Here is a 25,042-nt window from a genome sequence, read left to right on the forward strand (position 1 = left end):
CGTACTAATCATTATCATCATGAAATCACCGCTCTTACTCATAATCCTAGCAACAGTACTTCAGTGTAGTGCTCAAACTAAAGTGGCCACCTTGAGCCCGCTACTAGCGGATCTAGCAAAGCAAATAGGTGGTGATAAAATCACAGTGGTGGATCTCATGGGGCCAAATGGCGACCCACATACATTTCAACCAAGTCCTAACAAATTGGTAGAAGCGCAGGGTTCAGCACTCTATCTAGCATCAGGCAAAAACCTCGAGCCATTCCTACCTAAGTTAAAATCGATAGTTGGTAGCAAGGCTAAGGTACTAGAAATTGGACTAAAGATCCCGTCCTTGAGAATATCTGGAGATTCATCCATCTACGCCTGCTGCCCTAAGCATGCCCAAGGGTCCATCGACCCACACTGGTGGCATTCCATTGAAAACTGGAGGCGTGCGGCCAACATTGTTGAAAAAGCATTGATCGAGATAGATCCCGCCAATGCCTCGACGTATAAAGCACGCACTAAAGCGTACCGCAGCCAACTATCCGGCCTCAAATCGTGGGCAAAAAAAGAAATTGCTACGGTCCCCCGATCTCAGAGGAATCTAGCCACAGCCCATGCCGCGTTTGGATATTTCTGTAAAGAATTCGGCTTTAAATCAATTCCAATACAAGGACTCAATAAAGAACAATCAGCCACGCCTCAGTACATTGCGGAGGCCGTTGAAACCGTAAAAAAGAACCGGGTGAAAGCTATCTTCCCAGAAAAGGGTGCCAACTCGAAAGGTTTGCAGACAATCGCAAAATCCACTGGAGCGAAGATCTCTCCAGCACTTTATGCTGATAACGCCAATTCTATTATTGGTATGTTCCAGCACAACGTCACCACCATCACTAAATCACTAAATCACTAAAATAATGAATTACTATACACCACTATTCGCTCTTACTCTGGGCACACTCACTGCCGCAGATTTTCAGCTTGATTACAATGCTCACCTCAACATGACTTTCGGGCAGGCATCAACCGATGAGGCAGCTCTCGCAACACATGCCCATGACCCCAATGATGAATTTACTATTCAAGGCCTTGAGCTTAACTTCTCGGCTAGATATGGTGACCACATTGCTGGACTTGTCAGCTACAACACATTTTTAGATAGCGACAATAAAATCGACGGTGAGTTCGAAGAAGCCTTCCTAAAGTTAGAAGAGCTCCCAGCTGGTTTCGAGCTCCGTGGTGGGCGATTCCTCAACCGAGTTACTTCGCAAAATAACCAACACCTCCACAGCTGGAACTTTGTCGATGCCAACCTTATTACCACACGCTTCTTAGGCGACGAAGGTCTCATCAGTAATAGTGCCGAGGTTTCATATAGATTACCAATCCAACACGACTCTCTTCTTTCTATCTCCTTTGGTGACGCTATAGCCCATGATGAACATGAACATCATGATGGCGACCACGACGACCACGACGACCACGGCGATCACGACGATCACGACGAGGAAGAGACGGTAGAAGGTGAAGGAGCACTACTAACAGATGATATTCTAACAGCTAGATTGAAGGGTATATACCAGCATACTGACTTCCACCAATTCATCTACGGCTTAAGCTACCTTCAAGGAAAAAATGCTTATAAAAAATCAGGCCGCATCATGGGAGGTGACCTTACCTACCTCTGGCGTGAAAATGGGATAGAGCAAGGAGGGAAACACCTCCGCGCTAGTTTTGAACCAATCTACCGAGATTTTGACTATGTCAATGAAGACGGCGACCTCTCGGGTTCAGCAAACGAATGGGGTATCCACTCAAGCCTTGGATGGGGCTTCAAAGAAAACTGGGAACTTGGCTTTAGATACGACTACCTTCAAGGAGTTGACGAACCTATCGAGGAACTCGAAGAACGCCACAGGTCAACTGCAGCTCTCACGCGATCCCTTCAGTACAACGACAGCCTAAGCGGCCATGTCCGACTTCAATACAACCGCGATTGGATAGACGGCCAAGGGCCAGAAGACGCAGTATGGCTACAGTTTCAGATCGATTTAGGCTCTGGTGGTGAAGTCCGCTAGAATACGTCCCCACTGAAGTCAAATATTTACCCGTTGGGCTCAATATCAATTGCTAGCATGCAGACGTCATCACCTAGATTGTTAGATTGCGCATGCATGGTTCCGGCCTCTATCAAGCGATCAAGCGCATCTGAACCCGTTTTCCTGGCGTTGGAAGAAAGAACCTCTAGCATTCTTTCAACGCCGAATTCCTCACCATCTACCCCCTCAATCTCATAAATACCATCAGTAAATAAAAAGAGTTGGTCGATTGAAGATAATGAAATTTTATCCGCACCATAGGGAGCTTCTGGCACCAGACCCAAGGCTGGCCCCCTCACTATTTTCTCCGAATTTAACTTTGATGCCACTCCGCCTTTTACGAGAATTGGCATAGGGTGTCCAGCTGTGGCAAACTCTAAGGTTGCCTCTTTGACATCAATAACCAGGTAGAGAGCTGTGGCGAACATTTGAATACCCGCGTGGCTGAATATATTCACCAAGCTGTCATTTAAGCCATAGAGAAACCATTCGGGGCTCGAGGCTGAATCACTCTCCTTCTCTATCAGCCCCCTTAGCATAGCAACCACGAGTGCCGCCCTCACACCATGGCCCATTACATCACAGATCAGGACACCAGCCTTAGTGTCACTTATCGGGAAGATTTCATAGAAATCTCCAGCCATTTCACTATCAGGTTTATAAAGTGTGCTAAATTTCGCAGTAATCCCAGCGCTCGCAGTTCCTCTTGGGAATGGGTTTGGTTTCAAATCTAAAACGGATTGCTGGACCTGACGGGCCAGTTCTAACTCCTCTTGGTAATCTTTGTTTCGCTCCTTTAGCTCAGCAGCTGCATTAGATAAACGAATCTGAACGTTGACCATGTCAGAGACATCACTCGTCACCCCAAAAATACCACGTACTGCACCTTTGCTGTCGAGCCAAGGAAGCTTAGAGGTCAGCACCCAAGTGTCTTTCTCGCCCTCCCAGGTTTCACGCTCTAAAGACTCTTCCTGACGCTCTAACGTCTTCATGATACGCACTTCGTCCGACAAAGACTTGTCGGCATGCACGGCATCAAAAAAGTCATGGTCAGACTTACCTACCAATTCAGATGGGCTACTTAATCCCATCTTTTCTGCGGTAGCTTTGTTTGCCATGACAAACCGAGAGTCCTTATCCTTAAAATAAATATTATTGGGAATATTTTCGATTAATTGCCTCAGTAAATGGCGCTCATCATCCAATGCATGCTCGGCATTTTTCCTACGAGATATATCAATCATCGATCCAGCTATGTGGGTGACATTTCCATCGTCATCTCGCACACAAGCGCCGCGTATACGAAGCCAAGCGAAGTGACCTTCTGGGCGACGATACCGGCAATCCACAGCAATCAATTCAGATCCATTTTTCCGTATGATATCTCTGATAGACTGTCGGAATTTTGGAAGGTCATTTTCATGTAAATACAGGTCTGGATGCATAAAAACATTGGGGGCATCGCCACTAGCGTATCCAAGAAATTTGAGCACTCTTTCTGAATAACTCACCTCTTGGCCAATAACGTCCCATTGCCAAATACCCTCATTCGAGGCACGTAGCGCAAGTTCTAACCTATCTTCTGCCGCAGTTTGCATCACTACCATAAAAACTCCCGTATTGCTTCCACGCAACAATAAACCGTCATCAATCCATACGAATCGTCAACATACAGACATCGTCATCAAAACCCTTGCCTTTCACCCAGCTTAAAGCCTTGGCGCAGAGTCGGTCTAACTCTTCAGTTTCACCGCTTTGACGCACCTCGAGGAAAGAGGCAACAAATTGCTCCTTACCCCACTCAATTCCTCGCTTATTTGCTGACTCGTAAATGCCATCAGTATAAAGCAAGGCTTCAGCTATCGTGTTAAGCTCATAAGTGCGACTCTCGAACACCGCATCTTCAAAGAACCCCAAAGCGGGTCCTTTGGGGACATCGCAATCCATCAGAACACGTGACCCTCTCTCAACAAGTAATGGTAGATCATGCCCAGCACTTGCAACTCGAAGTGCGTTCTCGTTGAAATCAGCCACTATGTAACACGCCGTAGCAAACATATCCACATCGGTAGTACCTAAAATACGACAAAGACCTTTATTCATTTTCCTTAAGAACTTTGCTGGCCAATCTGCATGATGAGACGCTTTTTCCATCAAGCCTTTAATCATAGCTACAACCAAAGCTGAGCGCACTCCATGTCCCATAACATCACAGATAAACAGCCCTACCTTTCCTTTACCTAGTGGAATCACGTCGAAGTAGTCACCGGCAAGCTCGGTAGCGGGTATGTATTTGCTCTCGATTTTTGCCAAGCCCGCAACAGTAGCTATCCGCTCATCCCAGTGGCCGTCGTTAGATGGTAGTAATGCCTGCTGAACTTCACGCGCTAGTCCTAATTCTTCTTGATAACTGTGGTTCTTAGCCTGTAGATCGAGGGCTATTTCTTCCAATCTCTCTTGAGATCCGACAATGCCAGTAACGTCTGTTGAAACGCCAAAGGTACCTGAGAGCCGGCCTCGACTATCATACCAAGGTTGTTTCACCACCTGAACAAAGGTGTCACCCCGGTGAGGCCACGTTTCACGCTGAATCTCCCCGACGATCGGCTTCCCCGTGTCCATGATTTTCTGTTCATCAAAGTGGGTATATTTTGATCCCGTAGGTGTATAAAAATCTGCGTCTGACTTCCCGATCAATTCCATTTCGGAAGAGCACCCTACCCATTCGGCCTGTCTTTTATTCACCAAAGTAAATCTTGAATGAATATCCTTAAAGTAGACTTGGACCGGGACATTATCCACCACTAGCCGTAACATTGCTCGTTCCTCAGCCAGAGATTCTTCAGCATGCTTTCGTTTAGAAATATCGATCATCGACCCCACTAACCTAACTGCCTCACCATCCTCTCGCACCACAACTCCACGAACGCGCAACCATACAATTTTCCCAGTGGGGCGCATTACTCTGCAATCAATGGCAAAAAGTTCTTCCTCCTCGTCCATCAAGGCGAGTTCCAGAATATTCTTCAAATACGCTGCATCCTCTGGCACGAGAACACTCTCAGGGTTCTTGAGGATGTTAGGAGCATTCTCTTTTTTGCAGCCTAAAAACTGACAAACTCGATCAGAATAATAGATCGAGTCCTCTCCAACATTCCAGTCCCATATCCCCTCATTGGAGGCTTTCAGCACCAGATCTAGAGTATCTTGAAAGGAGTCATGCATCTCTAACTCCCTATAAAGCCAGAATTGTTAGCACAAAGCAACAAGATTGCGCACGGCCTTGACACTTCAAACAGGGTAATTGGCTGGTTAGGGGCGCTGATGATCAATTTATTGATGAGGTTAATGTTTTGCCATGGATGATTCGCGTAGTGAGCCATTGCTCCGTTGACCTGGTCGTGCTCGTGGAATGGTATGACTGCAAGTAACGCCCCTCGAAGGAGGGCTAAAATCTTAGCTGCTTTGGGGTTACGAGTTGCGGTACTTGTCCTCTCTCCATCGACTAGTGTCTCTACGCCAATGGTTTTTATTTTCCACTGACATTGCGAGCGCAAAGAATGAAAACTTCAATAAATTGCTGATTTTCAATGAGTTTTCAGCAATCTGTTAATTGTAGGTAGTGCAGCTTAAGCTCTGAGCCGAGAGGAAATCCAGCGCCTAAGCCTAGGCCACCCAGCCCGAAGGATATCTCTCTGCAAAAACGAACTAAGTCCGCAAATTTAAGAAATAATAAATCACATAGCAGCACCGTTAGTTACTGGAGGCGCATTATATGACTCCATAAAGCTTTGACTCAGTCGCGATCTCATACAACATCTCGCTGTCCCCCAAAAATAAGCATTTTCAAAATTACTATCATGGCTACGCAACACATAGGTATCGGCATGGCTGGCTTCGGCACAGTTGGCACAGGCGTCTGGGAAACTCTCGAACGAAATGGTCAGCTCATTTCAAACCGAGCCAAAGGTGCCTTCTCACTCAGCATAAAAAAGGCAGCGGTCCGAGACATTAACAAAAAGCGCATTGAGAATGCTCCCTCTGAGCTTTTCACTACTGATTGGCAAGAAGTCGTCAATCACCCTGAGGTGGACATCGTAGTCGAACTCATCGGCGGCACCGACACAGCTTTCGACATTGTCGCTGCAGCGCTAAAGCTGAAGAAACCCGTTGTCACAGGTAACAAAGCTCTCCTCGCTGAGCGCGGCAAAGAACTCTTTGCCCTCTCCCGGGATTATGACACCCCCATTCACTTTGAAGCTGCAGTCGCTGGTGGAATTCCGGTCATCAAGGCGGTACAGGACTCGTATGTCGGTAACCGGATCGAGACCATGTCAGGCATCATCAACGGCACTTCGAACTACATTCTCGAGCGCATGACCACTGCTGGCCTAGACTATCAAACAGCACTCAAAGAAGCACAGGACCTCGGCTATGCTGAGGCAGACCCAGCACTCGACGTCAATGGCTGGGACGCAGCACACAAGGCGATCCTCCTAGCCACCTTGGCTTACGGATTCACTGTTCCCCCTGAAGAAGTCTACGTTCGCGGCATAGAGCGAGTACGCACCATCGACATCGACTTCGCCACCAAACTTGGCTACGCAGTAAAGTTACTCTCCGTAATACGCGTGCACGCTAACGGCTCGGTAGAGATTCGCACTCAGCCTTCCTTCATTCCTCAGTCTCACATTCTGTCCTCCGTCAATGGTGTATTCAATGCTGTTGCTGTCCGTGGTGACGCCTCAGGTGAAGCTCTTTTCTACGGCCGTGGAGCAGGTAAAGAACCAACCGCATCATCCGCTGTTGGTGACCTCGTCGAAGCCGCCTACACTTTCGTTCACGCTGCTGGACACCGTGGATTTCTGCCATACGCAGAGAATGGCAAGGTGCTACCCATTGATCAGACAGAAACAGCCTACTACGTGCGCTTCGAAGTCGAAGACCGTCCAGGTGTCATCGCTGAAATCGCCAACATCCTCGCGAACGACGGGATCGGCATCTCAGGCACTCAATCACCAGTCGACCCAGAACACCCTGACAAAGACTTCTGCGACATGGTATTCCTTCTCCACACTTGCCCATTTGGCAAACTTCGCGAAACGCTCAAAAAGTGTGAAGCCCTCGACTGCTCCACCGCTGAGCCAGTGGTATTCCGTATCGAGAAGCTCGCCACTGATTAGCGTAGCAGTCATACTTTTTAACAATTTCCAGATCCTACAGAGTCAGATCTGTAGGATCTTTTTATTCAGATACAAGAGAGACTTAGACAACTCGGTTCACTGGGAAACCCCAGCCCCTCTTCATTTAGAAAATGGAGATGGTGCTAATTAGTTTGGCAGTCTCACCGCCCCAGCCTAATTTCATTTTATGAAAGACAGCCTCGGTAATAACGTCACAAAGACTCTCGCCACCACAGCGGTGGCAGGAGCCACCGCCGTCCTCTTTATTACCACTGCCGTCTCGGGAAACAGCTTAGGCGGCTTCGCAGCCTACCTCCCAATTCTCATCCTAGTCACGAGCTCACTCTCAGTGGCCAGTATCTGGTTCTTCGGTCGTCCTAGGAAGTCCGATTCAGCTTCGCTCAAAAAACTCCAACAACTCGAAGCCAGAATCAGCGAACTCGAGACCCGTATCAGCAATGCCGAGATTGTCGAAAACTTCGAAAACCGACTCGCCGAAAAAGAAATCAAAGCACGCACGCAGCAGAACTCCTCGTACAGCCAAATGGAATCTCATTTGGAATCTCATTTGGAATCTTAAAATGAGACTAATGCGGGAGTTATTTCATGAGCAACGCCCAAACTTTGGACGCATCTTGATCAAGCAAGCTGAATAGTTTGGCTCATTCAGGCCGAACTAGGTGAGTTGAAACTTGAATATTAGAGTTGAACGTGCAACGTCTCGCGCATGGCTGACAAGCGCTTCAACTCACTTCCTGGATTCCGTGACTTTGCACCCGATGACTGTGCTATTCGCAACTACTTCTTTGCCGCTTGGCGCAGTGTGGCGCATCGCTACGGCTTTGTAGAATACGAGGCTCCGATTCTGGAAGAAACAGCCCTTTACCAAAAGAAAGCTGGCGACGAACTGAACACTCAGTTGTTCCGTTTTGTGGACCAAGGAAAGCGCGACATCACCATGCGTCCAGAGCTCACTGCATCGCTCGCACGTATTGTTGCTGGTCACCAGCGCAATTACCCGAAGCCGATGAAGTGGTTCGAGATCGGTCAGTGCTTCCGCTATGAGAAACCGCAGAAAGGCCGTGGCCGCGAGTTCATCCAGTTCAACGCTGACATCATAGGCGAAGACGATCCAGCTGCTGATGCCGAACTTATTTCAGTCGCCATCGATACCATGCTTGAACTTGGTTTCACTGAAGAAGACTTCGTCATCCGTGCATCTGACCGTGAGTCCTGGCTCAAATTCTGTGCTGAAAACAACGTCGAAGACACCACAGGATTCCTCGGAGTCATCGACAAGATCGAGCGCGACAAGCCAGAAGTGGTTTCTGAGAAGCTCGCTAAATACAATCTCACATCTGAGTTCGTCCACGCGTTCATCAACGATCCAGCGAACGCGTCCCCCGCTTTCCAGCAGATCCAGAAGAACCTCGATGCACGTGGACTCGGCAAGTACCTCAAGCTCGATCTCACTATCGTCCGTGGTCTAGCCTACTACACTGGCACAGTGTTTGAGATCTTCGACACCTCCCACTCGATGCGCGCTGTCGCTGGTGGCGGCCGTTACGACGATCTACTCAAGTCACTTTCTAACGGAGTCGTCGACCTCCCCTGCACCGGCTTTGCCATGGGCGACATGGTGATCCGCAACTTTGTCGAAGAGACTCCACACGCTAAAGCGAAGATGGATGCTTGGCTCAAGACTCAAAATCCATGCGACATCTATGTCGTCATCGCCGATGAAGAGCAACGCTTCAATGCACTCAAGGTCGTCACCGAACTGCGAAATGTCGGCCACAAGGTCGAATACGCAATGACGGAGACGAAATTCAACAAACAGTTCAAGACCGCTGAAAAGCTAGGCGCTTCAAAAGCTGTCATCATTGGCTCGGAATTCCCTGAACTTCAACTCAAAGACCTCCACGCCAGAACCGAGGAAACCCTTGAACTAGAGCAAGTCATCACAGCATTGGCTTAACTTATTCTGTTCAAAATGCTTTCAGCTTTGGCTCGACAATCGCAGCCACATCGCTAAACCACCCATCAATACCACTTTTTTCACATGAGAACTCATACATGTAACCAAATCAGCCGCGCAGACGTCGGCAACAAAGTCACCCTCATCGGTTGGGTGAAATCTAAGCGCGATCAAGGCGCTGGCCTCATTTTCATTGACCTTCGTGACCGTGAAGGCGTCACTCAGGTTGTATTCAAGCCTGAGAATTCTAAAGAGAATTCAGATGTCGCTGAGACGCTTCGTTCTGAAGACGTTGTTCAAGTAATCGGTAAAGTAGAAGTGCGTCCAGAGATCGACGGCCAGTCTACTTTCAACAAAGACATCGCTACTGGTGAAGTAGAGCTCATCGTTTCTGAAGTAAAGGTTGTGAACCGTTCTGAGGTTCTCCCTTTCCCACTCGATAAAGAAGTAAACAACGAAGACCTTCGTCTCAAGTATCGCTACCTCGACCTTCGCCGCCCAGCAATGGCGCGCAACATGAAGCTCCGTCACCGCATCACTAAGACGACTCGTGACGTGCTCGACGAAAGCGGTTTCCTCGAAATCGAGACTCCTATCCTTTCTAAGTCCACACCTGAAGGAGCACGTGATTTCCTCGTGCCTTCACGCATGCACCCAGGCAACTTCTACGCACTCCCACAGGCGCCGCAGCAATACAAGCAGCTGCTGATGTGTGGAGGTATCGAGAAATACTTCCAGATTGCACGTTGTTTCCGTGACGAAGATCTCCGCGCTGACCGTCAGCCTGAGTTCACACAGATCGATATCGAAGCATCCTTCGTCAACCAAGATGACATCATGGGTCTCACTGAGAAACTTCTCAGTCGTGTATTCAAAGAGTCCATCAATGCTGACGCACCGGCTAAATTCGAGCGCATCACCTACAACGACGCGCTCAACACATACGGATCTGACAAGCCTGACACACGTTTTGGCATTCACCTCAACGACCTCGGCGACGTGTTCGCGAACTCTAAGTTCAAGGTATTCTCTGGCGCACTCAAAGCAGGTGGTTGCATCAAAGCAATCAACGCTAAGGGTCTCTGCGGAGCATCCACTGGCCAGATCGACAAGCTCACAAAAGCAGCGATCGAAGCAGGCGCTCGTGGCCTAGCTTACATCCAAGTTCGTGGACCTAAGCCTGAAGATTGGCGCTCACCAATCACTAAGTTCCTCAGCCCTGAAGAACTAGAAGCAATGCAAGAGAAGCTCAACATCGAAGAAGGTGACCTCATCCTCTTCGGCGCTGGCGATTGGGACACAGTATGCGACGTCCTTGGACGTGTTCGCCTCATGTGTGCCGGTTACCTCAACCTTCTCGAAGGCAACACAGACCTCAACTTCCTCTGGGTCACGGAATTCCCACTGCTCCACTTCGACAAAGAAGAAGGACGCTGGCACGCTGTGCACCACCCATTCACTCGTCCGGTTCCCGAAGACGAAGCAAAGCTCAAAGCTGGTGAATATGCAGGCCTCCGCGCACAAGCTTACGACGTCGTTCTCAACGGCTACGAGCTCGGCGGCGGTTCCATCCGAATCCACGAAGCTGATCTCCAAGACTCCATGTTCACCGCTCTCGGAGTTTCTGAAGAAGAGAAGAAGTCCATGTTTGGTCACATCCTCGAAGCATTCTCCTTCGGCGCTCCACCACACGGCGGACTCGCTCTCGGTCTCGACCGCGTAGCAATGCTCGTTTGTGGTACTGACTCCATCCGTGAAGTCATCGCATTCCCCAAGAACAACCGCGGCACCGACCTCATGTCCGCTTCTCCAGCAGAAGTTGACTTCAAGCAACTCCGCGAACTCTACGTTCAGAGCACCTTCAATAAGGATGACAAAAAAGGCCTCAAAAAGGCTGGTGGTGATCCGGCAACAAACAGAGAGGCTGACAAGGATGATAAAAAAGGCCTCGCTAAGGCTAAATCTAAAGAAATGGTAGGCGACTACAAGAAAGACAACTAGCCTATACCAATAAGTTTCCAAAACGCCTGCATCGATCTTCGATGCAGGCGTTTTTTTGCGTTAGGTTGACTTAGCTAAGCTACTTAGCTAAAATGTAATCATGATCGCTACCATTCATGAAGCAAAGACCAACCTCTCAAAGTTGATACAAAAAGCTCTGGCTGGTGAAGAGGTCATCATCGCTAATCGCAACACCCCGGTCGTAAAGCTTGTCGCTATTGAAACGGCACAGAAACCAAAACGCAAACTTGGAACTGGAAAGCATTTGAATATTCATATTGGTGATGATTTCGATGATCCAATTGACTATTTATTTGAAGGTTATTACCCAGAAGAGGTCGACACCCCAAAAGTAGCAGAAGACAAAAGCAAATATAATGGTGAGGAGCTATGAGAGTTCTAGTCGATACACATACTCTCTTGTGGATGCTGCACGACGACCCACGCCTTTCAGCCAAAGCTGGACAGGCGATATTAGATGCGGAAGAAGCCTATTGGAGCATTCTTTCACTCTGGGAAATTGCAATTAAACAAGGACTTCAAAAGAGACAACTCTACCAACTTCCTGATAACTGGACGAAACAGATTCCAGCTATTCTTAGAGAAAATCAACTTCAAGAAATCTCAATCAAAGCTGAATATTGTAACAAACTCACAGACCTCCCGCTCCACCATCGTGACCCATTCGACAGAATGCTCATCACCACAGCTCAATGCGAAGACCTCACCCTCATCAGCCGAGATTCCGCATTTCAGCATTACGATGTGAAGACGCTCTGGTGAACGGAAGAATGCTTAGTACTTCCTCCAAATAGATGGCACGAAAAGCACGAGAATAGCAAAGAGCTCTAGACGTCCGAGGATCATCAGAAGGCTGAGGAATACTTTGGTAGCAGGCATGAAGTGGGCAAAATTCTTCGTGGGTCCTACATCACCAAAACCTGGTCCAATGTTCGATAGAGTTGCGAAGACCGCACCCACAGAGGTCACTAGGTCTATATCGTTCATGAATTCTAAGATGCCCATCATGAATGACGCGATGATCACTAGAAAACAGTAAAGACAGATAAACATCACAGTTTGTGCACGGGCCTCATGGTCGAGCGAATTTCCATTCACTTGCATCTTGAAGACTTTGTGCGGCCGGAATGCTTTGACCACTTCAAAGCGCGCTGCACGTAACATCACCAAAAGTCGGCTCACCTTCAAACCTCCTGCGGTCGACCCAGAACACCCACCCAGCAGCATAAGCAACGCGAGCAGTACAAGGGCGAAACTAGGCCATTGTTCATAATCTACAGTTCCGAAACCAGTCGTCGAAGCTATCGACACCACAACAAACCATGCATGTCGCAAGGCTGTCCAAAACCCCTCCATTTCTTTGGCGGCAATACCAATCGCGATGAGGACGGCTGCGGAGAAACTGATGAGGAAGAACCACTTCCCTTCCTCTTCTGAGCGTAGGCGTTTCCAGCGTTTCTTTACAATGACAACCCAGATCAAGAAGCTGACTGAACAAATCAACATGAATAGGCTCAACCAGAGCTCGATCACCCAACCATTTCCCCAATCAGAATAATAACCAATGCTTGCATTGTGCGGACTAAAACCTCCAGTAGACACGGTAGTAAACCCATGACTCACCGCATTGTACCAACTGAGCCCCATCGACTTGAGACCAACGATACAGACCGCAGTGATCGTCAAATAAACCCTCCAAAGACTGATCGCAGTATCACGAATCCTAGCAGTACTCGCCTCGCCAGTTTGGAATGAGGATTCATTTCGAAAAAGTGATTTAGTCCCCATCCCAAGGTAAGAAAGAAGGGCAACAAACAATACCAGTATCCCTAAACCACCCAACCATTGGGTAACTGAGCGCCACATCAATATGCCACGCGGCCAGGATTCAATGTCAGCCATCACCGTCGACCCAGTTGTGGTGAACCCTGAAACAGATTCAAACAAAGCATCTGCCGGTAGCATTGCTGGCTCACTGAGCAAATAGGGTAAACCACCAAAAATTCCAGACAGAATCCAACCCAACCCCACAATCACCACACCTTCACGCCGTGGAATTTTAACAACTTTTCGCCAACCTAGTAGCATGAGTCCACCACCAAAAGCGGCGGTCACCCCTGCCGACTTCATCAGTGCTCCCATTGACCACTCACATAGACCAGAATTATCCAGGAAAGTGAACATTCCACACAAAAACATGGCAATACTCTCAAGTAACAGTAGAGCTCCGAGGATTTTGGCTAAAATTCTAAAATTCATAACAGCCTAACGAACTAGTTTAAGGAACTGCTTGCGCACCTTTGGAGTCACGATGGCATAAATCAAATCACCAGGTTCGAGGATGTCATCAGGTCCTGGGACGGAGGCGTGTAGCCCATGAATACGCGCCACCAGAATACAGCCTTCCGGCCATTCGACCTCGCCGACCATTTTTTCTGCCACAATGGAGCCACTCTCAACTGAGGTTTCTATTATCTCGCCAGCTCCCAGTTTTTTGATGGTATGAAATTTATCAGATGTGATAAACTTCTCTAAATCGCGGCGCGTTGCCTCACGCGGGCTAACAGCAGCCAAAATCCCAAAATGACGACCACTACCTGAAATCGCCTGCGCATAGTCAGCTCGGTGAATCAGAGTAAGACAGTTTTTGGCACCTAAATTATTTGCCTGCAGACAAGTCATGACGTTATCTTCATCGCTGCCTGAAGTTGCCACAAAGAAATCAACTTCACCGACTTGTTCTTCTTCAAGCTCAGCTAACACCGTGCCATCCGTGTGGATAACTGTCGTGTTCGACAAGCGGTCAGTGAGTTCCTGAGCAAGTTTTTCATCCTTTTCAAAAATACGCACGCGGCAATTCCAGCTTTCCAACATCTGCGCGAGGGTGAATCCATATTCCCCACCTCCAAAAATGACAACTTTCAACTCAGAGTCTTTAACATGCCCCTTTTGTAGTCGCTCTGCTAGCGTCCGTAACTTCCTAGGCTCACCAAAAATAGTAACCACATCACCGACTTCAAGAGTTGAATTGGCTGTCGGCACAAAGCTTTCACCGCCGCGAGTGATCGATGCCACACGAGTCCGTTCAGGAGCTTTAAGGTCTATCAGTTTTTTACCCGGCACGTCGCTCTTGTCGCTCACTCTTACCTGTTGGAGTTCGATCCGTCCTCGAGCAATTTCCTCAACGACTAAAGATTCAGGGTTGCGTATGAATTTCGCTAGCTCAATCGCACTCAATCGTTCTGAGCTAAAAATATGATCGATTCCGAAGTGGCTACGGTAGTCGAAGAGCCATTCCTCACGTTGAACTTCTGGGTGCACACGAGAGATTACCTTTTTGGCGTCCAGCTTTTTCGCGACTGAAGCAGCCATCACGTTGATCGTGTTGTCACTGGTCAATGCCAAGAAAAGGTCGCATTCACTCACACCCGCCTCCAACAAAGTCGTCACAGAAGTCCCGTCTTCACAGATAATCCTAGCATCAAGCGACTGCTCCAACTCGGCGGCCAACTCAGGATTACTTTCGATCACAGTGATGCTGTGAGCTTCTCGTGATAATGAAGTAGCTAAATGCCGCCCCACTTCTCCAGCTCCAATGATGATAATATTCATAAGTGCGCACTACTTAGCGCGTGATTATCATCACAGTTTCTCCCTCAGCTTTCCAGTAAAAAATAGGACTCAGATTGGAACGGTATTTCTGTAGAATTCTAACTCAGATTCCTCCTAACACGAACAATCGATTTTTATCATTTAAGTCAATCGCAAGGCAGCTAAGCTAGTCAACATGGCACGCAAAGTTAAATTGGTTTCGCACATCACCGTCGGTGAGTTTTTTGAAACTCATGGAGAGAATCTCAAACTCGACCCAATCAACTCAACAGACGGATTTGAACGTAAGATCGTTGAACCTACACTAAATAGACCAGGCTTAGCCCTAGCTGGGTACATCGATCACTTTGCTTACATGCGCGTTCAAGTACTCGGAAATTCAGAGGTCGAGTTCCTCAACACGCTCGACTCAGAAACAAGAAAGAAACGCATCCGAATCCTCTGCCAGTCCGAACTCCCATGTATTGTTATCTCTAGAGATGCTAGGGTCCACCAAGACATGCTAGATATCTGTGAGGAGTTCCGCATTAGCCTTTTCAGAACCCCTCTCAACACCATGCGCTTCATCAACTCTGCGACCTTCTATCTAGAGCACGACTTCGCGCCCACCACCACAGCCCACGGATGCATGCTAGAATACCGTGGCATTGGCGTATTGATCAAAGGTAAAAGTGGCTCAGGAAAAAGCGAAACGGCCATCGGGCTCGTAGAAAGAGGCGGAGCTCTGATTGCCGATGATCACGTGAAAATTCGCAACGTGAATGGCAAACTCACAGCATTTACTGACGATTTCTCCAGAGGATTCATCGAAATGCGAGGAATCGGAATCATCAATGTCACCAATATTTACGGCTTAGGATCGATCCGCCCAGATGCTCCGCTCGACCTCATCGTAAACCTGCGGCCCTACAGTGATTTAAACGAAGTCGATAGACTTGGGATCACTCGCGAAACTGAAAACGTTCTTGGAGTCGACATTCCTATCGTAGACATCCCCGTCGCACCTGGCCGAGACACGGCTAGATTGGTCGCCGTAACGGCACTAGAACTCCAGCTCAGACGCCTTGGCTACGACATGGCAGCCGAGTTCAACAACCGATTAACCGAAAAATTAGCAGGAATGACACATCACTCACCTTACACAACGAACTACTAATCAGTAACTTTCACATCCTTTGAAATTTTACCTTCCACTTAGGAAGAAGACTCATTAGAGTCATCTAAATCCCGACTTTATACGTACAAGACTACAGCCAATGCCAACACAGGAATTTACTATCACCAACAAGCTCGGTATTCACGCGCGCCCAGCAGCTCAGTTCGTTAAAACAGCGAACAGATTTGACGCAGAAATCACCGTCGAAAAGGACGGAGAGGAAATTGATGGTAAAAGCATTATGGGCCTCATGATGTTGGCGGCTGGTCACGGCTCCGTACTCATAATCACCACTGACGGCCCAGATGCTGAGGCCGCGCTCGAAGCTGTCGGCAGCCTCATCGCCCGCAACTTTGAAGAGTAATCAGAAGTCTGAGGACTCTTGCTCCCCCCCAGGAAGCTAGCCACAGTCTAACTTCCTATTTTTGCTTATAGACTCTCCCAAATGCCAGTTATCCCGTCCAACAAAGAAGTAGTCATACAAGGCACAGCAGTGTCTCCGGGTCTCGCTTTTGCCCCAGCCCACGTCATTTCACGTGGATTGCAGGCTCCTGACGTTTATGAAATCACTCTAAAAAATGTAGAGAAAGAAATCCAACGTGTCCACGAAGCCCTCAACAACACAAAACTGGAGATCAGCAAGCTCCAGAAGCATATTGAGGAAATCACCCAAGACACCGAAGGACAGATCTTTGAAGCCCACCTCATGCTGCTTTCGGACCGCACCATGATCAAACGGGTTGAAGAAACAATCCGTGATCGGCAGCAGAATGCTGAATTTAGCTTTTATGCAGTTCTTCAAAACTACTCCGAAGCTATGCGTAGGGTCAACGACCCCTATCTAGCAGAACGCGCAGCTGACATAGACGACATCACTCAGCGAGTGATTCGCAACTTCAGCGCAGATGAAGCCTCCCTACCCAGCGATGAATGTCCAGAGCACAATCACATCATCATAGCCCACGACCTATCGCCATCGGACACAGCCTCCATGGATCGCAACCGCTCCATCGGTTTCGCCACAGAGCAAGGCAGCATCAACTCACACACAGCCATTCTAGCGCGCTCGCTAGGAATACCAGCTGTAGTAGACCTCCAGGGACTGATCATTGAGATCCAAGAACTCAGCCACACCATTCTCGACGGATATGATGGTAAATTGATCATCAATCCTAAGCCGTCGACCATCGCTTACTACCAGGACATCAAGCGCGACAAGGAAGCACGCGAACGCCAGTTAGACAACCTCAAGGATCGTCAAACGGAAACCACAGATGGCCGTGAAATCATCCTTTCTGCAAACGTCGAATTTAAGCATGAATTCCCACTAGTTGAGGCTAGTGGCGCTGCTGGAATCGGCCTATTCCGCACCGAGTTTTACCTCTTAGGAAAAGGTGAGATCCCATCTGAAGACAATCAATACCATGTTTACGCAGAGGCGGCTAGTATCACACAGCCTCACCAGGCAATCATTCGAACTCTAGATGCCGGCGGCGACAAACTTCCCGCTGAGCCACTTCCAGAACCGGAACCTAACCCCTTCCTTGGCTGGCGCGGTATTCGCGTATCGCTCACCCGCATAGGAATGTTTAAGGAACAACTCAGAGCTATCCTCCGAGCCAGCGCCCATGGCCGACTCGGAGTCATGTTCCCCTTAGTTTCCGGCATCAGCGAACTAATGAAAGCTAAAAGCATTCTTCAAGAATGCATGGACGAGTTAGACAGTGAAGGGACTCCCTACGATCCAGGAATCGAAGTCGGCATGATGATCGAGGTCCCATCTGCAGCGATCATGGCCAACGAGTTCGCCAAAGAAGTCGACTTTTTCTCGATTGGTACCAATGATTTGATTCAATACACCGTCGCTGTCGACCGCATAAACAAGCACGTCTCAAAGCTGTACAAACCTACGAATCCAGCAGTCATTCGACTGATAAAAATGACTATTGAAGCTGCCAACAAACATGGCATCTGGACTGGTGTTTGTGGAGAAATGGCAAGCGATCTGGAGCTCACACCACTTTTGATCGGACTCGGAGTCGACGAACTCTCTGTAGGGACCCACCAATTACCACGCATCAAAAAGGCGATTCGTTCGCTTTCCCATGCTGAGTGCGCGACAATCGCAGACGAGGCTTTACGTTGCCGCTTCAGCAGCGATATTCTAGCACTCACCAAAGGCTTGGCCCAGCGCTCGTATGGCGGGATTTTAGAATAAATTTCTAGCAACTTGTCCCCTCCAGCCATTCTGATATGAATTCTCAATCATGTCAGACGCATACGCCGCACTAGTCGAAAAGCACCGAGAAATTTCACTTATCCACAGCTCCTCGGCCACACTCGGCTGGGATCAAGAAACCAATCTTCCCGACAAAGCTCTCGCCTATCGAGCTGAGCAGATTGCCTACCTCTCTGGCAAAGCATACGAACTTTCCACCAATGATGCCTACTCCAAGCTACTCACTGCTGCTGAAGATAATAACGACAACAGTCAGGGTTCATTAGCCAACCTTCGTGAGTGGCGCCACAGCTTCGACCGTTCCACCCGCCTCAGCCAAGAGATTGTGGAGCGAGACTCAAAAGCATCATCACACGCCAAAGCTTTATGGATCAAAGCTCGCAAGCAATGCGACTTTAGCCTTTTTGCTCCACATATGCAAAAGCTACTCGACCTAGCAAAAGAGAAAGCCGAACTCTGGGGCTACCAAGAGGAAACCTATGACGCCCTGCTAGAATGCTATGAACGCGGTGCTAAAACGCGCGATATCGTCACTATCTTTGATCAATTTCAGCCAGCTATCATCTCATTGGCTAGTCACGCAGTGGCCAAGTCTGCAACTAACAATACCCGTAAATTTGAAGGTTCGTTTCCTGTAGCAAAACAACAAGAACTCAACCGAGCGGTAGCCAAGTCTATCGGCTTCGATTTTAAAGCTGGCCGCATAGACACGACTACTCACCCATTTTGCACCACGTTGGGTCCATCTGACGTACGCCTCACAACCCGCTACTACGATCACGACTTCACAGCATCACTTTTCGGCGTACTACACGAAGCTGGGCATGGACTATATGAACAGGGACTGCCTGAAGCCGATTATGGTTTACCCTCAGGTTCAGCGGTCTCATTAGGCATTCACGAATCCCAATCCCTACTTTGGGAAGCACACGTCGGTAGATCTCAAGCTTTCTGGAACCACTGGATGCCTAAAGCCCAAGAACTCTTCCCACAACTCCGAGATTGGAGCGTTGAAGAATTCCTTAAAACCATCAACCAAGCAAATTACTCTCCTATCCGAGTAGATGCAGACGAGGCCACCTACGATCTTCACGTTTTACTTCGCTTCGACATTGAGCGCCGATTAATCAGAGGTGAACTCGCAGTGAAAGACATCCCAACAGCTTGGAATGAAAGCTTCGAAGCAAGCTTCAACATGCGCCCTAAGTCAGATTCTGAAGGTTGTCTGCAAGACATCCACTGGGCCATGGGTGGAATGGGCTACTTCCCTACTTACACAATAGGAAACCTCAATGCTTCACAACTTTTTCACACGGCTACTCAGGTTGAAACCATTTCAAATTCCTTTAAAGATGCTAACTTTAAGCCACTACTTGATTGGATGCGCCTACAGATCCACAGCAAGGGCAGTGCCCATCTACCACAAGACTTAATGGTCAAAGCAACAGGTGAAACTACCAACCCCAGCTATCACCTCAAACACCTCAGCAACAGGTTTCTCTAATCATCACTCACCCGTGATGGGAACATATTAATCCAAACGTAATCGACAATTATGACTACTAGACGCACATTTTTAACCAGCTCATTACTTGCCGTGGCAAGTTTAAAAATGTTCTCAGTTTTGGCCAGTCTGCCAGCACTGTAAAACTCAGTAATCATGACATCAAACTTTCCCTGAAAATTGGAATGGTTGGCTTCGGAAAAACTCCCGATGAGAAGTTCCAAGGAATTCAAGAACTGGGCTACGATGGCATGGAACTCAATTCACCTGGCGGCTTAAACAAAGCCGCCTGTCTTGCCGGCTCCAAGAAATACAACTTCCCTATCCACGGGATGGTAGACTCCGCCCACTGGAAAACCCCACTATCCCATCCATCTGATGTAAACGTGACCGTGCATTTCAAGACCTCATCACCGCCATCAATGACTCAGCTATGTGTGGTGGCAATGCCGTACTGATAGTACCAGCAGTGGTCAACAAAAACACCACCCACCAAGAGGCATGGGACCGCTCGATCGAAGTCATAAAAAAAGCAATTCCTCATGCCGCACAAAAGGGACAGCATATACTCATTGAGAATGTCTGGAACAACTTCCTTTACGACCCAAAAGGCGACGACAACCAATCCGCAGAAATACTCAAAAAGTATATTGATGAAATAAACAGCCCATGGGTCCGCAGTTAATTCGACATCGACATCGGCAACCATCAACGCTTCGGTAAGCCTGCGGAATGGATTCGCACTCTCGGTAAACGCATCGTCAAACTCGACGTCAAAGACTGGAGCACCGAAAATGGATTTTGTAAAATAGGTGAAGGTGACGTCGATTGGCCCGAAGTACGCAAAGCCCTCAAAGAGATCAACTACTCAGGCTGTGCTACAGCGGAAGTAAGCGGTGGCAACCAACAACGCTGTGCCGAGATCCTCAAAAACATGAGAACTCACATACTCGGCGAGTAATACCATTTGAACTGTCAGATTATCGGAATGACGTCGAATGATTGGATTGTAGCAAGGCGCAAGGAAGGAGCATAGTGGGCTATGTGACAATCGAGTGGAGCGAGATAGCCAATCCCGCAGGGTTGCCCGGAGGGTGCGAGCGGGGCGAGCAGCAAACGCGCAACACCGCTAGAATTTAATCATTCGGCGTCACTGCCATCTCAGCTTCGCTGACTATTTCATCCAACCTTAAATAACAATCATAGCGGTAAGATGACTGTTCAACTGGTATTAACCACAAACAATTCACCCCCCCTCTCTCAAAACTATCTTGGCGACACTAGTCAAGATGGTTTTATTTTTTATGATAAAACCTCGATTGGCAAAAAAAAATTTCTCTCCAAATAAATTGGAAAGAAAGCTAGAAATTGATTGTGTCCGGTTTCCCAGAAACTGTATTACTTGACGCCTTTCTTAGAAAGCTTAGTAGCACGTGTAGTGCCCTGACGAGCTTTAAATTTAGGGTTTGTCTTGCAGATAACGTAGAGTGTGCCCTTACGTTTGACCACTTGGCAGTCTTCGTGGCGGCGCTTCATTGAGGCTAGTGATGATAAAACTTTCATGTCTGGAAAAATTCCTGTTTGGGAGGCGCAAAATACGGAAATCACCCATCTTGTAAAGTCATTTCTACCCAATTCATCGAATTTTTATTTCGCTAAGATTTATTCGACTCCGTCACGGGCGGCCCAATCGCCTCCGCTAAGAGCTGTAGATACTCTTCCCGTGGGACTTCCCGCCCACCGAATTGCGTCAAATGCTCAGTCATCCACTGGGTGTCCAATAAGCGCACGCCATCTTCCCTAAGCTTTTCGACCAAATGCACCAAGGCGATCTTACTCGCGTCACTCTTCCTACTAAACATGCTTTCACCGAAAAATGCCCCCTCATATTTAACTCCATACAACCCACCTTGCAGCCCATCCTCATCCCAGCACTCTACTGAGTGGGCAAACCCTAGCCTAAAAAGTTCGGTGTAACTATCGATGATCACCTTATCAATCCAGGTCTCTTCACGTTCGGCACACCCGAGCATCACTTCTTGAAAAGCAGTATCAAACCGCACCTCATAGGGGTTTTTCCGTAGCGCTTTTTTTAGTCCTCGTGGAATGTGAAAATTATCATCGAGAGGGATCACTCCACGCATCAGCGGTGAGTACCACTGCAACTCACCGTCCTCGGCCATAGGGAAAACCCCTTCACTATAGGCTCCTAACAATATTTGAGGTGGAATCAATTCCATTGAGTAACATCTATAAAGAAATCTTTTAGCACTGACAAGCCAGAGAATAGTAAATCCTAATCGGGTAGGCGATAGAATCTTGATCCCCCCCCCACCAACGGCCATACAGGTTCGCAGCACGACGATTTCTAGTCGTCTCAGGCTAACCAGTTTGAGCTTTGCTGAGATAAATAAACTAAGGATCAGCGGCTTGGCGGGTCGCAGTTAGGTGGCTACTGGTAAACAACCACACCAGACAGACTACAAGGTGATGAAGGTGACAAAACTTTCAGGCTCATGAGGTCCGTGGCGGTGGTTTCCAACCGCCAAGCCCAAGACTATCAAATACGGACGGGGCGGTTAGAAATAGCAGTCACACTCCCAAGAATGAAAACCCCTTATACCCTCAAAATAGCGTGTATCTGCTCATTTTTTTCAAGCAGCGGCAACAGCGCATCCATCCATTTAGTCGCCATCTTTTTTGCTCCCGAAGCATTGGGGTGGACTTTGTCGCTGATGGTATCGGTTTTCCAATCAAATTGAACGGCATGGTCTACGAGAACGATGTTGTAGTTCCGTTTGATAAGCCGCGTCGCCAGCAATGCTAATTGCTGGTTCAGCTCTGGGATGTAGGAATACTTGGGCAGCTTTCCAGCGGGAATCACCTGTGCCAAGAGGATGGTTACATCGGGATTGATCTTTCGCATCGTGTCAATGATTGCTTCGGTGTCGCGGATGATTCCAGAAACCGGCTTGTCTTCGCTGAAGCTGTTGTGCCCCGAATGGATCAAGACGATGTCGGCAGGATATTTGCTGTAAATTTCTTTTGAAATGCCGAGCAGGTATTTCGTATTCCGCCCTCCATACCCGGCATGGGCGGAGGTCAAATCCTTCCTCGGGCCTATCCATTGGAGCGCAACACCTCGCTTGCTTAATTCGGGGACCAGAATTTGACGATAACAGACGAAGGTCTTGCCTCCTTGTGTAATCGAGTCACCGAGAGCCAATATTGAAGGCGGCTCTGCCGCAAACGCGGCAACGTTCATCATTGATAGAATGACTGCGAGGATGGGCCTAAGTTTGATCATAAAAAGCATTGGTGGTTATTGTATCTCTTCAAGGCTTCTCATCCACAGCTTTCACCCAAGGGGGTCTTCCGAATTTTTGAATGTTTTTCATCAGTGCTGTTGTCAGTTGTTTTGCGATTTTTCCTTCCGCTGGCAATGGATTTTTCTCGTAGGGGTCGGCTTTTAGATCGATCAGTACCATGGGTTCGAAGGGGGAATTTTGAAGGAGCTTCCACTGACCCTTGCGGATAGCATAGTAGGCTCGCCCCTGGTAGCGAGGATTCCCCTCACGACGTCCCCAGATCATGGTGCGATCTTGGTTTCCTGAGGTTCCCTTGAGCCAGACGGGAGCCAAGCTCTGGCCTTCGATATCGTGATTGACCTCCACTCCGGCGATCTCACAAAGTGAGGGGAGAAAATCCATGGTCATGCCGAGAGTGTCACTGCGTTTTCCAGCGGGAATCTTTCCGGGCCATACAGCACAGGTTGGGACCCGGATGCCGCCCTCCCAATGGTCCTGCTTGCCGCCACGAAGCGGTGCGTTCGACTGGGCGTGTCGGACGGATCCTCCGTTGTCGGATGTGAAAATAACCAGCGTGTCCTTGCTGAGTTCGAGTTGCTTGAGGCTATTGATGACTTTGCCAATCTCATGATCCAGATGCTCGATAAAAGCGACATTGCCAGCTCTTTTTTTATCGAGATCTGGTTCCCGTTGTTGAACTTTTTCCCGCCATTCTTTTGGTGGTTGAATCGGGTAGTGGGGAGCGTTGTAGGCGAGGTAGAGGAAAAATGGTTGATCGGCTTTTTTCGAACGTTGCTTGAGGTAATCAACCGCCCAGCCGGTGAAAATTTCGGTAGCGTGGCCTTCTGGGTTGATGGTTTCTTTATTGTGCCGCATCCAGTTCACTCCACCGCGGAGGTGTTTGTAGTAATCATCCATCATCCCCCCGAGGAAGCCCTGGAAGTGGTCGAATCCACGGTCATTGGGAAGGTTGGGAGAGTCGTAACCGAGGTGCCATTTCCCAATAAGGCCAGTATGATAGCCACCTTTTTTCAGAAGTTCAGGAAGGGTGGGTCCACTGGGGTTGAAGTACCCCCAGTTATCGGAAGCGTACTGGCGAATAACTCCGGGCGCTCCGACGAGGTCAGGATAGCGTCCCGTCATCAGAGCTGCACGTGTCGGCGTGCAGACCGTGCAGTTGGCGTAAAATTGGTCGTAGCGCGTGCCCGCCTTCATCAAGCTGTCGAGATTTGGCGTGCACATGTCCTTCGCGCCGTAGCAGGCTAGGTCACCATAGCCGAGGTCGTCGACAAGAATGAGGATGATGTTAGGCTTGCTGGCAGCCAGCGCCGAGCAAGCCATGGCCACAGCCAAGAGTGGCGTGAGAAATTTGGTAAACGTAATGCTAAGGTTGTTTATAGACGGTGCGTCTTCATGGATGACGTTGATGTCGATTTGACAGGGGAAGTGATAGCGATTTCTCTTCATTTTTGAATAGCTAAATTCAAAAAAAATATTGGAAATTTGCTCTTTGCAGGGGACATTTGAACTTGTCGTTGAAATAGGCGATGGCGTCATCTTCGCCTCACGTCGGCAAGTCTGCTGGGAGAGACTCAATATTCTGGCTACCCACCAGAGCGCCAAAACAGGTGTTACGATACCGCCTACGTGGGCCAATAGTACCATTTCTCCGTCCGAGATCTATAACGACATATTGCTTTACCCATTCCTAGAATTCACTCTATGTTCCATTGCAGTGCTTACTTCACCGCCCAATGACAGTTTGTGCATTTCCAATTATCGATTGCATCGATTGTCTAAAAAATGAGTGGTCTGAGAGTTAGGGAGTGGTTCTGTTCTGGGTGGTCCAGCCACCACCCGCGTCAAGCCGCGGCCACCACAAAGCTGAGTCAAGCCTCAGCAGTCCAAGGGGGTATTATTCCTCCTTTTTGGGGGTGGGGGCCAATGACACTTAAA

Annotated in this window: 21 protein-coding genes and 1 pseudogene; 14 read left to right on the forward strand and 8 right to left on the reverse strand. The window is 48.5% G+C overall.

Features of this window, described 5'->3' with window-relative positions; all coding sequences use genetic code 11:
* The first annotated feature begins 19 nt into the window (after positions 1-19).
* On the forward strand, positions 20-898 hold the full coding sequence (locus BSZ32_RS02425; RefSeq protein WP_105041945.1) for a metal ABC transporter substrate-binding protein: 879 nt from the start codon (positions 20-22) through the stop codon (positions 896-898).
* A gap of 4 nt (positions 899-902) precedes the next feature.
* Complete coding sequence (locus BSZ32_RS02430) at positions 903-2,063, forward strand: hypothetical protein (RefSeq protein ID WP_105041946.1); 1,161 nt, start codon at positions 903-905, stop codon at positions 2,061-2,063.
* A gap of 26 nt (positions 2,064-2,089) precedes the next feature.
* On the opposite strand, the gene BSZ32_RS02435 is transcribed toward BSZ32_RS02430, so the two are convergent.
* Both BSZ32_RS02435 and BSZ32_RS02440 read right to left on the reverse strand, forming a co-directional pair.
* Positions 2,090-3,691, reverse strand: coding sequence for a SpoIIE family protein phosphatase (locus BSZ32_RS02435; RefSeq protein WP_105041947.1), 1,602 nt, complete (start codon positions 3,689-3,691; stop codon positions 2,090-2,092).
* Positions 3,692-3,731: 40 nt separating this feature from the next.
* Positions 3,732-5,309 carry a SpoIIE family protein phosphatase gene (locus BSZ32_RS02440; RefSeq protein ID WP_105041948.1) on the reverse strand — a complete coding sequence of 526 codons (1,578 nt, stop codon included), beginning with the start codon at positions 5,307-5,309 and terminating at the stop codon, positions 3,732-3,734.
* Between the two features lie 635 nt (positions 5,310-5,944).
* Between BSZ32_RS02440 and BSZ32_RS02450 the strand changes: the two genes are divergently transcribed.
* The 6 genes from BSZ32_RS02450 to BSZ32_RS02475 all read left to right on the forward strand — a co-directional run bounded on the left by BSZ32_RS02450 (position 5,945) and on the right by BSZ32_RS02475 (position 12,029).
* On the forward strand, positions 5,945-7,267 hold the full coding sequence (locus BSZ32_RS02450) for a homoserine dehydrogenase (protein ID WP_105041950.1): 1,323 nt from the start codon (positions 5,945-5,947) through the stop codon (positions 7,265-7,267).
* Positions 7,268-7,454: 187 nt separating this feature from the next.
* Complete coding sequence (locus tag BSZ32_RS02455; RefSeq protein ID WP_105041951.1) at positions 7,455-7,847, forward strand: hypothetical protein; 393 nt, start codon at positions 7,455-7,457, stop codon at positions 7,845-7,847.
* 147 nt (positions 7,848-7,994) lie between these two features.
* Positions 7,995-9,245, forward strand: coding sequence for a histidine--tRNA ligase (gene hisS / locus BSZ32_RS02460; protein WP_105041952.1), 1,251 nt, complete (start codon positions 7,995-7,997; stop codon positions 9,243-9,245).
* Positions 9,246-9,329: 84 nt separating this feature from the next.
* Positions 9,330-11,246: an aspartate--tRNA ligase gene (gene aspS / locus BSZ32_RS02465; RefSeq protein WP_105041953.1), complete on the forward strand. Its 1,917-nt coding sequence runs from the start codon at positions 9,330-9,332 to the stop codon at positions 11,244-11,246.
* Positions 11,247-11,346: 100 nt separating this feature from the next.
* A complete protein-coding gene (locus BSZ32_RS02470) occupies positions 11,347-11,640 on the forward strand; it encodes a type II toxin-antitoxin system Phd/YefM family antitoxin (RefSeq protein WP_105041954.1) in 294 nt (97 codons plus the stop codon).
* Complete coding sequence (locus BSZ32_RS02475; RefSeq protein ID WP_105041955.1) at positions 11,637-12,029, forward strand: type II toxin-antitoxin system VapC family toxin; 393 nt, start codon at positions 11,637-11,639, stop codon at positions 12,027-12,029. Before BSZ32_RS02470 ends, BSZ32_RS02475 begins: the two co-directional genes overlap by 4 nt.
* Positions 12,030-12,041: 12 nt before the next feature.
* Here the strand turns inward: BSZ32_RS02475 and BSZ32_RS02480 are convergent, their stop codons facing one another.
* Positions 12,042-13,526 carry a TrkH family potassium uptake protein gene (locus BSZ32_RS02480; RefSeq protein WP_105041956.1) on the reverse strand — a complete coding sequence of 495 codons (1,485 nt, stop codon included), beginning with the start codon at positions 13,524-13,526 and terminating at the stop codon, positions 12,042-12,044.
* 6 nt (positions 13,527-13,532) lie between these two features.
* The gene (gene trkA, locus BSZ32_RS02485; RefSeq protein ID WP_105041957.1) at positions 13,533-14,879 is read right to left on the reverse strand and encodes a Trk system potassium transporter TrkA; all 1,347 of its coding nucleotides are present in this window, start codon (positions 14,877-14,879) and stop codon (positions 13,533-13,535) included.
* 175 nt (positions 14,880-15,054) lie between these two features.
* Between trkA and hprK the strand changes: the two genes are divergently transcribed.
* From hprK to BSZ32_RS19575, 6 genes and pseudogenes are all read left to right on the forward strand, one after another.
* Positions 15,055-16,035, forward strand: coding sequence for an HPr(Ser) kinase/phosphatase (gene hprK, locus BSZ32_RS02490; protein ID WP_105041958.1), 981 nt, complete (start codon positions 15,055-15,057; stop codon positions 16,033-16,035).
* Positions 16,036-16,135: 100 nt separating this feature from the next.
* Positions 16,136-16,399: an HPr family phosphocarrier protein gene (locus BSZ32_RS02495; protein WP_105041959.1), complete on the forward strand. Its 264-nt coding sequence runs from the start codon at positions 16,136-16,138 to the stop codon at positions 16,397-16,399.
* Between the two features lie 81 nt (positions 16,400-16,480).
* On the forward strand, positions 16,481-18,253 hold the full coding sequence (ptsP, locus tag BSZ32_RS02500; RefSeq protein ID WP_105041960.1) for a phosphoenolpyruvate--protein phosphotransferase: 1,773 nt from the start codon (positions 16,481-16,483) through the stop codon (positions 18,251-18,253).
* A 49-nt stretch (positions 18,254-18,302) separates the two neighbouring features.
* Complete coding sequence (locus BSZ32_RS02505) at positions 18,303-19,778, forward strand: carboxypeptidase M32 (protein WP_105041961.1); 1,476 nt, start codon at positions 18,303-18,305, stop codon at positions 19,776-19,778.
* Between the two features lie 185 nt (positions 19,779-19,963).
* Positions 19,964-20,236 (forward strand): hypothetical protein, encoded by a 273-nt coding sequence (locus tag BSZ32_RS19090; protein ID WP_206018699.1) that lies wholly within the window; start codon positions 19,964-19,966, stop codon positions 20,234-20,236.
* A pseudogene (locus tag BSZ32_RS19575) lies at positions 20,212-20,739 on the forward strand (sugar phosphate isomerase/epimerase family protein). Before BSZ32_RS19090 ends, BSZ32_RS19575 begins: the two are co-directional and overlap by 25 nt.
* Positions 20,740-21,176: 437 nt before the next feature.
* On the opposite strand, the gene ykgO reads toward BSZ32_RS19575, so the two are convergent.
* The 4 genes from ykgO to BSZ32_RS02530 form a co-directional block, all read right to left on the reverse strand.
* Positions 21,177-21,341: a type B 50S ribosomal protein L36 gene (gene ykgO, locus BSZ32_RS02515; RefSeq protein ID WP_105041962.1), complete on the reverse strand. Its 165-nt coding sequence runs from the start codon at positions 21,339-21,341 to the stop codon at positions 21,177-21,179.
* 92 nt (positions 21,342-21,433) lie between these two features.
* Positions 21,434-22,018 (reverse strand): leucyl/phenylalanyl-tRNA--protein transferase, encoded by a 585-nt coding sequence (aat, locus tag BSZ32_RS02520; protein ID WP_105044748.1) that lies wholly within the window; start codon positions 22,016-22,018, stop codon positions 21,434-21,436.
* 377 nt (positions 22,019-22,395) lie between these two features.
* On the reverse strand, positions 22,396-23,046 hold the full coding sequence (locus BSZ32_RS02525; protein ID WP_165788591.1) for a GDSL-type esterase/lipase family protein: 651 nt from the start codon (positions 23,044-23,046) through the stop codon (positions 22,396-22,398).
* A 67-nt stretch (positions 23,047-23,113) separates the two neighbouring features.
* A complete protein-coding gene (locus BSZ32_RS02530; RefSeq protein ID WP_206018700.1) occupies positions 23,114-24,553 on the reverse strand; it encodes a sulfatase family protein in 1,440 nt (479 codons plus the stop codon).
* Positions 24,554-25,042 lie beyond the last annotated feature (489 nt).

The sequence above is a fragment of the Rubritalea profundi genome, assembly GCF_002954445.1.
GTDB lineage: Bacteria > Verrucomicrobiota > Verrucomicrobiia > Verrucomicrobiales > Akkermansiaceae > Rubritalea > Rubritalea profundi.